Source organism: Catalinimonas alkaloidigena, from assembly GCF_900100765.1.
GTDB classification, from domain to species: Bacteria; Bacteroidota; Bacteroidia; order Cytophagales; family Flexibacteraceae; genus Mooreia; species Mooreia alkaloidigena.
In genome coordinates, this window is sequence record NZ_FNFO01000003.1 from 458,809 (window position 1) to 472,847 (window position 14,039).

At 59.9% G+C, this 14,039-nt stretch carries 10 protein-coding genes; 7 read left to right on the forward strand and 3 right to left on the reverse strand.

Features of this window, described 5'->3' with window-relative positions; all coding sequences use genetic code 11:
* Positions 1 to 100 precede the first annotated feature (100 nt).
* Genes BLR44_RS09120 through BLR44_RS09150 form a run of 7 tightly spaced genes read left to right on the forward strand, consistent with a single transcriptional unit; the run spans position 101 to position 8,208 of the window.
* Entirely contained in the window at positions 101 to 1,414 is a 1,314-nt protein-coding gene (locus BLR44_RS09120) for an extracellular solute-binding protein (RefSeq protein WP_089681390.1), read from the forward strand.
* A 21-nt stretch (positions 1,415 to 1,435) separates the two neighbouring features.
* Entirely contained in the window at positions 1,436 to 2,302 is an 867-nt protein-coding gene (locus tag BLR44_RS09125) for a carbohydrate ABC transporter permease (protein ID WP_089681391.1), read from the forward strand.
* A gap of 24 nt (positions 2,303 to 2,326) precedes the next feature.
* Positions 2,327 to 3,136 carry a carbohydrate ABC transporter permease gene (locus BLR44_RS09130; RefSeq protein ID WP_089681392.1) on the forward strand — a complete coding sequence of 270 codons (810 nt, stop codon included), beginning with the start codon at positions 2,327 to 2,329 and terminating at the stop codon, positions 3,134 to 3,136.
* Positions 3,137 to 3,187: 51 nt separating this feature from the next.
* Complete coding sequence (locus tag BLR44_RS09135; protein ID WP_089681393.1) at positions 3,188 to 4,618, forward strand: glycoside hydrolase family 130 protein; 1,431 nt, start codon at positions 3,188 to 3,190, stop codon at positions 4,616 to 4,618.
* A complete protein-coding gene (locus BLR44_RS09140; protein WP_143017203.1) occupies positions 4,615 to 5,952 on the forward strand; it encodes a hypothetical protein in 1,338 nt (445 codons plus the stop codon). Before BLR44_RS09135 ends, BLR44_RS09140 begins: the two co-directional genes overlap by 4 nt.
* A gap of 13 nt (positions 5,953 to 5,965) precedes the next feature.
* Complete coding sequence (locus BLR44_RS09145; protein ID WP_089681395.1) at positions 5,966 to 7,093, forward strand: glycoside hydrolase family 130 protein; 1,128 nt, start codon at positions 5,966 to 5,968, stop codon at positions 7,091 to 7,093.
* A 26-nt stretch (positions 7,094 to 7,119) separates the two neighbouring features.
* A complete protein-coding gene (locus tag BLR44_RS09150; protein ID WP_089681396.1) occupies positions 7,120 to 8,208 on the forward strand; it encodes an ABC transporter ATP-binding protein in 1,089 nt (362 codons plus the stop codon).
* A 169-nt stretch (positions 8,209 to 8,377) separates the two neighbouring features.
* Here the strand turns inward: BLR44_RS09150 and BLR44_RS09155 are convergent, their stop codons facing one another.
* The 3 genes from BLR44_RS09155 to BLR44_RS09165 are packed head-to-tail and all read right to left on the reverse strand — an operon-like array spanning position 8,378 to position 14,035.
* Positions 8,378 to 9,376, reverse strand: a complete 999-nt coding sequence (locus BLR44_RS09155) for a LamG-like jellyroll fold domain-containing protein (RefSeq protein WP_089681397.1) — start codon at positions 9,374 to 9,376, stop codon at positions 8,378 to 8,380.
* Between the two features lie 32 nt (positions 9,377 to 9,408).
* A complete protein-coding gene (locus BLR44_RS09160; protein WP_089681398.1) occupies positions 9,409 to 12,534 on the reverse strand; it encodes a LamG domain-containing protein in 3,126 nt (1,041 codons plus the stop codon).
* A gap of 28 nt (positions 12,535 to 12,562) precedes the next feature.
* Positions 12,563 to 14,035 (reverse strand): RagB/SusD family nutrient uptake outer membrane protein, encoded by a 1,473-nt coding sequence (locus BLR44_RS09165; RefSeq protein ID WP_089681762.1) that lies wholly within the window; start codon positions 14,033 to 14,035, stop codon positions 12,563 to 12,565.
* Positions 14,036 to 14,039 lie beyond the last annotated feature (4 nt).

A 14,039-nucleotide genomic window follows, 5' to 3' on the forward strand; every position in this document is an offset into this window, starting at 1 on the left:
AAATAACAATTCCGTAACACAGGATCAAACCGCAGACGCAAAATTGAGAATGTTCGCGCGCCGGTAAGTACATCTTCTGCGCCTGTGCATATGTAGGTAAATGAGGCCCTCACCACCGTCTTCGTTTTCGCATCTGATGCGCACCGTCGCGACTCTGGGGTTCGCCGGCGTTTTGCTGGGCGGATGCCACGACGACGAGCGAGCTGCGCGCACGCTACGCTACTGGTCGTCGAACAATTCGCAGGAGATTGCTTTTGCCGACCGGATGGTGCAAGCTTGGAATGCCACGCACCCCGATCAGCCCGTCGCGTTTCAGCCGGTGCCGGAGGGACAGTCGAGCGAGGAGATCATTCTGGCGGCAGTCGTTGGAGGAACCACGCCCGACATCTATTCGAACATGTGGCAGGGCGATGTGGAGCGGTACGCCAGGGCGGGGCGGCTGGTGCCGTTGGATACCCTCCGGGGGTTCCGCGACTACCTGCGGGCGCGTTGCGATTCGGCCGTTATCCGGGAGATCACTTCGGACGATGGCCACATCTATCAGATTCCCTGGAAAGTGAATCCGATCGTGATGATCTACAACCAGACCATCGTCGATACGCTGGCCCGGCGGGCGCCACAGACCTACGCGGAGTTTCTAGCGGCTGCGCAACGTTTCCATCAGGACCGGGACGGCGACGGCTACGTGGACCAATGGTTCGGGTATTCGGAGCCGCAGGTAACGTGGTGGCAACGCTTCTTCGATTTCTACCCGCTGTACCTGGCCGCTTCGGGCGGTGCGCCCCTGATCGAACACAACCGTGCGGTATTCGACAATGAACACGCCGTGGCGGTTTTTGCCTTTTTGCAGGCCCTCTATCAGCAACAGTATTTTCCACGCGAGCGCCTCTCGGCCCGGCAAGATCCGTTTCTGGCCAACGTCATCGCCACGCGGTTTACCGGTCCCTGGGAAATTTCGCACGCCGATCAGTTCAAGCCGGAAGGGTTTCAGTACGCTTTCGCCGAAATGCCCGCTCCCGCCGGCGCGCCAGAACCGCATTTTACCTACGGCGATCCTAAAAACATGGTCATTTTTAACACGTGCACGCGTCCGCAAGACGCGCTCGATTTCCTGATGTTTGCGACCAATGCCGAAAACGACCTGGCCTTGCTGGAACTGACCAGCCAGTTACCCCGCCGCAAAGCGTTGCTGCAACACGACCTGTTCGCCCCGTTTTTCGAAGCACACCCGAAGATGGTTTTCTTCGCGCGGCAGGCGGCATACGTACGCGGCACCGACAACAGCGAGGTGATGAAAGAAGTATTCGACCTGATTTCGCAGGAGTACGAAGCCTGCGTCATCTACGGGCAGAAAACGCCAGAAGAAGCCGTCCACGATGCCGCACAGGCCGTTAACCTGTTGTTCACCCAATAACTACCCCTTTGCTACCCCAACATGGCACTCCGCCGGAAAAATCTGATTCCTTACCTGATGGTCGCGCCGTACCTGTTGCACCTGAGCGTGTTCATCCTGTTTCCGGTGGTTTTTTCGCTGGTGCTTACCTTCCACCGCTGGAACATCATCGCGCCGATGGAGTGGATTGGGCTGGGCAATTTCAAGCGGCTGGTGCAAGACCAGTTTTTCTGGAAATCGTTGGGCAACACGTTGCGTTTCCTGATCGTCCACATTCCGCTGCAGATCGTTATCGCGTTGTTTCTGGCCGAATTGCTCAACCGGAAGTTGCGCTTTCAAGCCTTTTTTCGGGCGGCATTTTTTCTGCCAGTCGTTGTCTCCGGGGTGGTGGTGACCATGCTCTGGGAACAGCTCTACGGCTTCGATACGGGATTGCTGAACCGGGGGCTGACCTCGCTGGGGCTGGGCCGCATCGGGTGGCTGGTCGATCCCGACTGGGCCATGATTTCCATCGCCCTGATGGCAACCTGGAAAAACGTGGGCCTCTACGTCATTCTGTTTCTAGTGGGGCTGCAAACGGTTCCCCGGCAGTACTACGAAGCCGCCGAACTGGAAGGCGCATCGGCATGGCAACAGTTCCGCTACATCACCCTCCCGATGATCAACCCCACGATTTTCATGGTGGTGGTGCTTTCGACGATCGGGGGGTTCTCGCTGTTCATCGAGCCTTACATCCTGACCGGCGGCGGGCCGCTCAACAGCACGCTTTCGGCCGTGCTCTACATCTACAAACAGGGTTTTTTCTACTACCACATGGGCTACGCCGCCACGCTGGGCTTTTTCTTCGCATTTCTGATTCTGCTTGTGGTGGTAGTCCAACGGCGGTTTATCGAGCGGGAAGACGCCTAATCCCATCACTTAACTGCACAAGGCATGAAAAAATGGCTCCTCTACCTGATCCTGACCCTTGCGGCGCTGACGTTCCTCTACCCGTTCGTCTGGATGGTGAGCGCTTCGCTGACCCCGGAGCGGGACATCGGTTCGCTGGTGCTGTTCCCGAGTAGCCTGACCGCCGCCAGCTACGTGCAGATGTGGGAGCGCATTCCCATCGGGCGGTCGCTGCTGAACAGCCTGCTGGTGGCGTCGCTGGTGACGGGCGGCGTGCTGGTGTTCGGCTCCATGGTGGGCTACGCACTGGCGCGGATGCGGTTCCGGGGGCGGAACCTGATCTTCTACATCATCCTGTTCACCATGACGCTTCCCTTCCAGATCACCCTGATTCCCAACTACATTCTGATGGTGGAGTTGCACTGGGTCGACACGTACTGGGCATTGGTGGTGCCCTACCTGATCAACGCGCTGTCGATTGTGCTGTTCCGGCAGTATTTCGCCACGCTGCCCCAGGATCTGATTGACGCGGCGCGCATCGACGGCTGCGGCGAGTTGCGCATCTTGTTTCAGATTCTCTGGCCCAACGCAGTGCCGGCGCTGGTTACGGTCGGGATCATTACGTTTATGGCCACCTGGAACGAGGTGCTGTGGCCGCTGTTGGTCGTGCGCGACCAGCAACTGATGACCATGCCGCAGCTGGTGACGCTCTTCGCGGTGGGCGGGCGGGCCGATGCGCAACTGGGCGTCAAACTGGCGGCGGCCACCCTCCTGGCCCTGCCGATTGTGGTCGCCTACGTGTTTTTTCAAAAATATTTTATCCAGAGTATGGCCTCTACCGGAATCAAAGATTAGTTTCTTTCGTACCTCAAGATTGACTCTTCTAAAACGAAACGTTCTTAGTATATGCACGTTACCCGATTGCCCCTTCGGATTGCGCAAGACCCCCGCCGTGTTATTCTCATGTTTCTGGTGATTCCCCGCGAAAGCCGCGTACAGCGGGTGGTGAACAGCATCTGCGAAATGTCCGACGAACACGTCGACCGCCTGCTGGGCGAAATTCACGAGAAGTTTTCGCACCGTCATCAGCACTTTGTCGACATCGTACACGAGCACTTCTGCCGCATCATCCGGCACAATCCTCACATTCAGCGGATGAGCACCAAACGGCAGCTGCTGGTCGGCTGTTATTTTTCGAAAGAATATTCGAACCAGGCCGTGGCGCTGTTCAACCCGTCCATCGTGCCCCACCCGGACCAAAAAGGCCTGCCCGACGGCGCGGTGCGGTTCATCATGAGCCTGCGTGCGACCGGCGAAGGGCACCTTTCGTCGATCGAGTTTCGCAGTGGGGTGGTCGATGCCCGCGGGGAAGTCACCCTCGACCAGCCGCTCCACTATTCGCAGATGCCCGAGATTGTGGAAGAGAAAGTGTATACCCGCGAATTTGCGCGCATGCTGGCGCCGTTTGTGCCGGACCTCGACCGCGAAGCGCTGGAAAAACTGCCGGAATCGTTCACATTACGGGAAGCGTTCCGTGCCCTGAAAATCTCGAAAAACAACACGCCAGCCGAACGGCGCCCCATCCACAGCCTGCTCGATCTGCTCGAAGCCAACTACGACTTCCGGTTCCCGCGCAGCAACGACATTTCCACGCAGGTCATCTTCCCCTACTCCAAACGCGAGCTGGTCGGGATGGAAGACGTCCGCTTTGTGCGCTTTCTGCAAGACGACGGCTCCTACATCTACTACGGCACCTACACGGCTTACGACGGGCGGCAGATCCATACGCAGCTCATCGAAACGACCGACTTTCAGCGGTTCAGCATCCGGACGATGCACGGCATCGCGGTGAAAGACAAAGGCATGGCGCTGTTCCCCCGGAAAATCAACGGCCAGTACGTCATCACGTCCCGTCAGGACGGCGAGAATCTGTACATCATGTTCTCGGATAATCTTTACATCTGGGAAGAGATGCAACTGCTCCGTACGCCCGAGTATGACTGGGAGCTGATTCAACTGGGCAACGGCGGATCGCCCATCGAAACGGAGGCGGGCTGGCTGCTGCTGACCCACGCCGTCGGGCCGATGCGCCGGTACGTGTTGTCGGCCTGCCTGCTCGACCTGGAAGATCCGTCGAAGGTCATTGCCTGTCTGGACAAACCGCTGATGGAACCCACAGAAGAAGAGCGTGAAGGCTACGTGCCCAACGTGCTGTACACCTGCGGTTGGATGCAGCACGGCGACGAGATCATCATGCCTTATGCCATGTCCGACTCGTATACCGGCTTCGCCCGGTTCAAGATTCAGGAACTTCTCGACGAAATGATCGCCGTATGAGTATCCGCCGCTTGGGTTGGCTTGGGCTCATCGCGCTGGTGTGGGCAGGGTGTCAGGAGAAGGCACCGCCACGGGCGACAGAAGCGGCGGAAGACTCTCTGGACGTCTGTTGGGTGAACGACGCGCACCTGAGGCGTTTGTACCAGGAGATGGTGCTGGGGCGCGATACGGTCGGCATCATCCACATCTACAGCGAGTACCCGGATTACGGCTGGGTGGACGATGCCGACGAAGGAGTCGCATGCGTGGACGACGTGGCGCGGGCCGCTATTTTTTACGTTCGCCAGTTCCAGCTCAACCACAATCCGGCCGACCTCGATGTGGCGCGGAAGCTGCTGCGGTTTGTGTTGCACCTCCAGGCAGACAACGGGTATTTCTACAATTTCGTCTGGGCCGACGGGCAGATCAACCGCACGTTTCAGACCAGCGTGGCCGAGGCCAACTGGTGGTCGTGGCGCGCGGGCTGGGCGCTGACCGAGAGCATCCCGGTCTTTCGTACGGAAGATCCGGCGTTGGCCGCGCGGCTGGAAGCAAGCCTGAACCGGCTGCTCACGGCCTGGAAAGCGGAACTGCCGACCTCGACCGAAACGAAACGGGTGGCAGGGCTGACACAACCGACGTGGCTTCCCTACGGCAACGCGGCCGATCAGGCGTCGCTGTTGCTCCTGGTTCTTAGTAGTCAGTGTCCGGGCGATTCGGTGCTTTGCAACTATGCCGTGCAGTTAGGCCAAGGCATGCTTACCATGCAACTGGGCACCGCAGCTACCACGCAGTTTCCGGCCGGGGCATTTTTAAGCTGGGAAAATACGTGGCACGCCTGGGGCAACGACCAGTCGTATGCGCTGCTGCGCGCCAGCCGAACGCTGCCACAACCTTCCTGGCGAGCGGCTGCGCAACGGGAACTCGATCACTACTATCCGCAGCTCCTGCACAGAGAACAACTCAGTGCCTGGAACGTGGCCGTACAGGCCGATACGCTCGCCGTGCTCGAAACGGAAACATTTCCGCAAATCGCTTACGGCATCCGGCCGCAGGTATGGGCGTGCCTGGAAGCCGCCGACCTGACCCAGGATACGCTTTACGCGGCGCGGGCCGGCGAACTGGCCGCGTGGTTTCTGGGACAAAACCGGGCCCATACGCCGATGTACGACCCCGCGACCGGCCGGGGCTTCGATGGCCTACAAAGCGCCGACAACATCAACCGGAATGCGGGTGCCGAATCGACCATCGAGGCACTGCTCACACTGCAAGCGATCGAGCAACATCCCGTGGCACGCCGCGCGTTAGCGCGCTATGGTCTCCCGGCACCCGCTGTTTCTGCCTCAACCGATTAATCCGTACTTACCTATGCAGTTTGAAACCGATCAGTTGATTTTCAGCCCGCGCGACGTCGATCCGGCCTGGTTGCCCATCGGACGACACCTCGGCGAACCTACCCACGTACTCGGGGCTTTCAACCCCGCCCTGACCCGCCTGCCGAACGACAACCTGCTTCTGATGGTCCGCGTGGCGGAGGCCTTGCAGGTACCGGAGCAAGGGGGAAAGATCCGCGCCATCCGCTGGACGACCGAGCAAGGCTACGTGCTAGACGAGTACCCTACGGAAGAAATCGACACGAGCGATCCGCGCGTTTACCGCCTCAAAAAGTTTGAACACGCGCCGGTGCTGAGCCTGACCTCGGTTTCGTGGCTGCTGCCGGTCGAGCTGTCGCCCGACGGGTTGCAGGTCCTCGACGTGCACTACGAGAAACTCATTCAGCCGCGCACGACTTACCAGGAATACGGTGTGGAAGATCCGCGCATCACCCGTATCGGGGAGCGGTATTACATGACCACCTGTTCGGTGAGCTCCGAACGCCTCTGCACGACGCTCTACACGTCGGACAACGGCCTTGACTGGACGCTGGAAGGCATCATCCTCGATCACCAGAACAAAGACATGCTGTTGTTCCCGGAACGGATCGGTGACCTCTACTATGCCCTGACGCGCCCGATGGGCAGCGTCTACTTCGCCCCGCCCCCCGACCGCCCGACGTTTCCCGGGCCAACCATCAGCCTGGCGCAATCGCCGGACCTGCTGCACTGGAAACCGACGGACCATCCGTTTCTACGCCCTCAGCTGGGCTCGCTCATCTCCGAACGGCTCGGCGGCGGCACACCCCCGCTCAAAACCCCGCAAGGCTGGCTGATGCTGTTCCACGGCGTAGAACGACGCGGCCTGGTGGGCATTTACCGTACGTTCTGGGCGATGCTCGACGCTAACGACCCGCACCACTTTCTGCACCTGGAACCGCAGCCCCTCCTGGAAGCCCGCCCGGAACTGACTGCCGACCAGACCGAAGGGATTTACCTGACGGACGTGGTCTTCTCGACGGGCATAGCGCCGCACAACGACGTGTTGGTGGTGGCCTCGGGCGAGCTGGACCTTTGCTGCCGCATCACGCACATTCCTCAATCGTATTTCGAACTGACGTAACACGCTTTTTCGCATATTCCACCACCATGGCCGAAGTCAAACTGATCGATGTCGTCAAACGCTACGCCGACGGCACCGAAGCCGTCAGCCGCGTCAACCTTACCATCCGGAACGAGGAGTTTATGGTACTGGTCGGCCCTTCCGGCTGCGGCAAATCCACTACCCTGCGCATGGTGGCCGGACTGGAAGACATCAGCGCAGGCGACTTGTACATTGGGGAACGGCGGGTGAACGACGTACCGCCCAAAGACCGCGACATCGCGATGGTGTTTCAGAATTACGCGCTTTATCCGCACATGACCGTTCGCGAAAACATGGCTTTCGGCCTGAAACTGCGGGGTTTTTCGAAACAGGACATTCGGCAGCGGGTAGAAGAGGCGGCCCGCATCGTGGGGTTGGAGACGTTGCTGGAACGGCGACCCAAGGCGCTTTCGGGAGGGCAACGGCAGCGGGTCGCGCTGGGCCGCGCCATTGTCCGACGGCCGGCCGTATTTCTGTTCGACGAGCCCCTCAGCAACCTCGACGCCGAACTGCGCGTGCGGATGCGCACCGAAATCGCCCGCTTGCACCGCCAGCTCTCGGCCACGATGCTGTACGTTACCCACGACCAGACCGAAGCCATGACGATGGGCGACCGCATTGCGGTGCTTTCCGGCGGGGTTTTGCAACAGGTCGACACGCCCTTGCAGCTCTACCACCATCCGGTCAACAAATTTGTGGCGGGTTTTATCGGCAGCCCGTCCATGAACTTCGTGGAAGGTACCCTCGAACGACACGAAGGGTTGCGCTTTGTAGCCCAGACGGGCGACTGGTCTCTGCCCCTGCGCGATGCAGAAGCCGAGCGCGTGGCCCACTACCTCGGCAAACCCCTTACGCTGGGCTTCCGTCCCGAAGACGTGCGCTACGCCGACGACGCCACCGCTACCCTCCGTACCCGTGCCGACGTGGTGGAGCCGTTGGGCAGCGAAACGTACCTTTATTTTACCCTTGCCGGACAACCGCTCGTGGCACGCATTCCGGGCGCTTCCGTTCCGCAGACTGGGGAAACCCTGCTGCTCGACATTCGCCCCCATCGGCTCTACTTTTTCGACACCACCACGGGCATCGCGCTTTGAGGAAGAAACGAGACTAGACGTACTACTTTTAACCTTGACGACCGCTCGGTAAAAGTGCCACGTCTCTTTCACCGCCACTGAACCGGTGCTGGCTCAAAAAAAGAAAACCTCGCCGTAGCCAGCGAGGTTTTGCGGAGCAAGCAGTAGGAGCCAAACGTAATCTGCCCGCTTATTGCTTCAACAATTTGTAAGCGCCCATCGGCTCGCCGTCTACCGAAAGTTTCATCAGATACTGTCCGGCGCGCAGGGTACTGACGTCCAGACGAATCAGGTCGCTGCGCATCTGAGAAGTCAGGTCAACCGACTGCATCTGCCGGCCGAGCATGTCGTACACGTCGAGACGAGCCTGTTTTACGCCATCGAAATTGGGGCGCAACATCACCACGTCGCGCACCGGATTCGGGAAAACCGTTGTCAGGTAAGTCGCAAAGCGGTCCGTCTGGATGCTGGTCAGCGGCCCGTCGCTTTGTGCCGTATAGATGCTGTCGACCATCGCTGCCGAAATGGCGTAGTTGTACACCATGATGTCGTCCAGTACGCCTTTGAAATAACGCTCTCCTTCCATTGCATCACTACCGATCACAAAGTCAGCACTGGTGACCAGCAAGCCACCGGCTACGTTAGGATTGTTTTCCGTCGTGATAAAGTGTGCACGTTCTCCATCCATATAGATAAAATTAGTATCAATGCCATGCACCATCACCACATGGTGAAAATCAGTTGAGTCTAATACATACGGATCAGTCGCATCCATATCGGCATTGCCCGTGCTTGTCCTCGTCGACCAGACAATTCTCCTGTGGGCAGGCAAAGAGATCTTCAGGCGTTCTTGCCAGCCACCAAAGCTTATGATGTAGTTTTCATCGGCGGTGACAAATGAATTTACTTTGATCCAGAAGCTGATCGACGTGTATTCTGAGTTCATCATCGCCAACGCGTTACTTGCATTTGAAACGACAATCGAGTCCATGTCGCCGTCGAACAGGTAAGCGCTGTTTTCCGTGCCGAAACGGTTTATGGTAGGAGTCGCGCCGGCGACGGTGCCGTCAAAACCGTTGCCGCTGACGTCCATGGCGTCACCATCGAGCGGATAAATCGCCACGGGCATTTGGGCGAAGGCCATGCCACTGACAAGGGCGGCCAGACAAAAGAAGAAAAGCTTTTTCATGGTGTTGTAGATGTGTGGAAATAAGTAAAGGATTAGGGTTTCTGTAAAAGAACTTTTCGGGTGGCAGCAAAGCCCCCGGCGGTTTCCAGGCGATAGAAATAAAGGCCACCCGGCAGGGCGTTCGGTCGCCAGCGCAGGGTGTGGGTTCCGCGCTCGTACCAGCCGTCGACCAGCGTCGCGACTTCGGCGCCCACCGCGTTGTAGAGGTTCAGGGTGATGTGCTGCCGCTGGGGCAACTGGAATTGGACACTGGCCTCGTGCAGGACGGGGTTGGGCACCGGACCGGCGAGTTGATACCCGTCGAAGTTCGGCCCGCCTTCCGCACTGGTAATGGTCGAATCCAGGTTCAACGCCACGATGGCGTCGGGCGACAATGCGTAGTTATAAATCCGGATGTCGTCCAACGCCCCCCGGAAGTTGAAGCCGCTTTCGCCAGGCAGCACTTGCCCGATGGTCAGGCTGAGGGGCGTCGTCAGGATTTCGCCCGTCACGGCGGTGAAAGCATTCAGTTCGCCATCGAGCCAGATTTCGTAATCGGCCCCGTCGTAGGTGGTAACCACGTGGTACCAGCGACTGAGGTCCAGTGAATCTTCCGAATCAAGGTCTTTCGTCGTCATCGAGGTTTTGACCGTCCAGCGCAGGCGGTTGGCTCCAATCGACGTTTTCCAGCGGTTCTGCCAGCTTCCGTGCGAAATCGGGTGCATCTCCCGGTCGTAAAAACGGTCGAGGCGCATCCAGAAACTGACCGTAATGGCGTCCTGGAAGTTGAGGCTTTCGCTGCTCGGTACGGTGATCACGTCGTTAATCCCGTCGAAGAAGTAGGCCTGCTGTGTGTTGCCGAAACGGTCGTCGGTCAGGCGTGGGCCGCTCACCGTGCCGTCGTTCCCGTAGCCACTGGCGTCGTCGGCGTTTCCGTTGAATAGATACCAGGCCACCAGATTTCCTGTCGGAGTGGCGGACAGATCGCGGACCATCACGTCCAGGCTATCGGCCACAGTATTCCCGTAGCCGTCGTCCACAAAGCAGGTAAGCACGTAGTTGCCGGGCGTCGCGGGGGCGGTCCACGTCACCGTATCGCCACTCCCCGCGAAAGTGCCCTCCGGAGCCGACCACGTAAAAGTCAAGGTGTCGCTCGGGTTCAGGTCGGTTGCTTCGCAGATCAGCGTGGCCGACGCGCCCGTCCCGATTTTGCGCGGAAGGGCGTGGAGGCGGGTGATCACCGGGGCGTAGCTGATGTAGGGCACCACCCGAATGGTGTCCTGTGCCGTGGCGGTGCCGCCTTGCCCGTCCGAAACGGTGCAGGTCAGGGTAAACGTCCCGGACGTATCGGGTGCGATCCACGCCACGGCGGCACCGCTTCCCTGAAACGTGCCGCCTGTGGCCGACCATGTGTAGGTCAACGAATCGCCGTCCTGGTCTTCGGCGGTGCAGTAAAACAGCGCACTGTCTCCCTGCGCTACCACCGAGTCGGCACTGGCCAGCGCTTTGATGCGGGGTGGCACGTTTGCAACCGATTCGCCATTCTGGTAGTCGATCACGATGCCGTTGACAAGCCGCCGGTGGCCCACGACGGTTTCGGTTCCGGTGCCCGGCACCACCACCAGCACCACGGCGGCATTGGCCGGAAGCGGGAGCGCCGTCATGCCCGAGGCGTTCTCGACCACAAACTGGTTGCTCACTGCGTCGTAGAGACGGTATTGACCTGCGCCTACGTCGATCGATACCGTCTGCGCCGTTGTGTAGGGGTTGTAATACAGGTACGTCGGGTAGGCGTCTTTCTGGAAATAGTCGGTTCTGCGCGCATCCAGCCGCAGAATCATGGGCACCTCCGTGGTGTCGACAATACCGCCCAGAATGCCCACGTGCGACGAACCGTAGAGTGTCAGGTTGGTCGCGCCCCAGCCGCCGTCCATCGCATCGCCGGTGGCGTAGGGCGATTGTCCGTTTTTCTGGCGGCGGATGGCCTCGTAGCCGATGTAGCCCTTCGGGTCGTACTGCTGCGCCCAGTCTTCATTGTCCTGCTGTTCGGCGGGCAGGTACGGCGCATAAAACAGGCGGGAGGCGTTCGCCAGGTTCAACATCCACTTCCCGATGGCCCGCGCAAAGCGGTCGTCGTAGCGCACCAGCGGCACCAGCGCCCCGGCCTGTTCGTAGCCGTTCATGGCGAAGGCGTAGTCGTTGCTGCTGACCTCCCCGATCAGCCCCGACACCTCGTAGCCGCCCCACGTGCCGGTAATCGCTCCCCAGCTCCGCAACGGCCCAACGTTGAAACACCAGTTCATCAGTTTCTCCACGTCGTACGCCGTTCCGAGCTCGGCGTTCATGCGCGCGGCGGCGTAAACCCCATAGGGCAGTTGCAGTTCGTACGAAGGGTTGTTCGTGAGTCCTGACAGAAACTCCAGGCACCACTCCGCCCCTTTGCGGTAGCGCTCTTCACCCGTTTCCACGTAGGCGTTGTACAAAAGCCAGCCCAGCGCGCCCGCCGCTTCCGGCTCGATCACTCCGGAGGTCAATGGCGTCATGGAAGCCAGTCGCCAGGCCCGGTAGTTCATGTTCGGCTGTTGCCAGGGCGCTTCCTGCCCGCCCATGGTTTCGACGGCTTCGAGCCAACGATCTGCCACGGTGGTGAGTTGGGTCGCAAACGCCGGCGTGTTGGGATAGAGGTCGTAGAGTTGGTAGAAAAACACGTTCGGCATCACGTCGTACCACCAGTCGTTGCCGCTACTCGTCACTTTACCGTTCAGGTACACGTTTTCGCCCGGGCGGCGGTTGAACCACTCGCGCGCCTGCACCACCCAGTTTTCTCCGTACTGGTTGCTTTTGTCGAGGCCCACCAGCGTCGCGCCGATCAGGGCGGGCAGCGCATTGATGCCTTCGTGGTTGTCGGGGTAAGGCGTTCCGACCACCGTGTGCAGTCCGAACGAAGGCTGGTCGGGATAGTTGACCGGCGTCTCGTCCCGTTCGATCAGCGGCAGGTACGCACCCGTCCGCGAGAAATCAAACACCAGGGAGTCGTAGCCACGCGCCACACGAGCCCAGTCGCGCATCAGGTAGGGCGTCGGTTGGTCGGGCATTTGGTCGATGCGCGGAATGGCGATCTGCTGTCCCCAGACGGGCAGTGCGATCAGTAGAAGCAGAAGGGTGGTACGTAAGGGCAACCGTGTGTGCGTTAGGATTGAGAAAAAGTTAATCGCCGTAGCCGGGGTTCTGGGTGAGCTGCGCGTTCAGGTCCTGTTCGGTCTGCGGAATGGGAAACAGCTCGTGTTTGTTCTCCTGAAATCCGGCTTCGCCCGCCGCGTGCATCACCTCGGCAGCCACGCCCCAGCGGGTCAGGTCGAAGTAGCGGTGCATCTCAAACCCCAGTTCTACCCGCCGCTCGTGGCGGATCGCCTGAACCATGTCGGCCTGCGAAAGCCCCTGCACCGGAGGCAGGGCCGACGGATCGCTCGCCTGTGCGCGGGCGCGGGCCCGGACTCGCTCCAGTGGCACTTCGGCGGCGGCGGCGTTTCCCAGCTCGGCCTGGGCTTCGGCCTCCCACAGCAGCACGTCGGCAAAGCGGATGGCGCGGTAATTCAGGTCGCCATCGGCAATGGGACGGTCGGCGTTGCGGCTCTGCGGTTCAAGGTATTTTTTGGCGGTGTAGCCCGTAACCGAGTACAGCTTATTGCTCGGGTAGGGTTCGCCGAAAAAGTCGTTCCCGGCACGCCCCACCGTAAAGTCCAGGCGCGGATCGCCCGCTTCGAAGACATCGACAAAGTTTTGCGTGGGCAGGTTGAAGCCGTAGCCCCCGCCGTAAAAACGCGGGGCCAGAAACTGGTTCAGGTAGTTGCCCTGCGGCGGCACCGCTTTGCTGACGTGCTGAATTTCCCACACCGACTCCCGGTTGTTTTCTGTGGCAACCCGGAAGTTGTCCTGGTAGTCGGGCATCAGGTCGTACACACCCAGCGCTTTGATCTGCTCAACGGTGGTCAGCACTTCCTGCCATTTTCGCTGAAACAGGTACGCTTTCGCCAAGAGTGCCAGCGCGGCCCCTTGTGTCGCGCGTCCCACGTCGGCCCCGCTGTACGCCACCGGTAATACCTGCGCCGCCGCGGTGGCATCCTGTTCAATCAATGCCCACGTTGCTGCCTGCGTCGCACGCGGAATGCGCAGTTGGCCGGGGTCCAGCACCGTGGTGTACAGCGGCAACGGCCCGAACAGCTTGGTCAGCTCGAAGTAATAATACGCCCGCAGGAAATGTGCCTCGCCCAAAAGGCGCGCTTTCAGCCCTTCGTCCATCGCGATGGACGGCACCTTGTCGAGCACCAGGTTGCAGTTGTTAATGCCGTCAAAGTAGAGCGACCACTGGATCACGAGGTTTTCGTTGTCGGGAAAGATGCTGAAGTTGTCCAGCAGCAGGATGTCGGCCTGCGTCGCATCCCCGCCTTTGATGGCATCGTCCGACACCACATCGCCGAACACCCACATGCGGTTGTTGTTCTGTTGCGTGAAGTTGAGGCGCGAATACGCGGCGTTGACCGCCAGCATCGCGTCCGATTCCGACTGGTAAAACAGGTTTTCGTCCGACTGACCGATGCGGTCGCGGTCCAGAAAATTTTCGCCACAGGCCGACAGCAGAACGAGCGTGAGGCAGCAGGCAAGCGAGGGGAGCGTCTTCATCGGC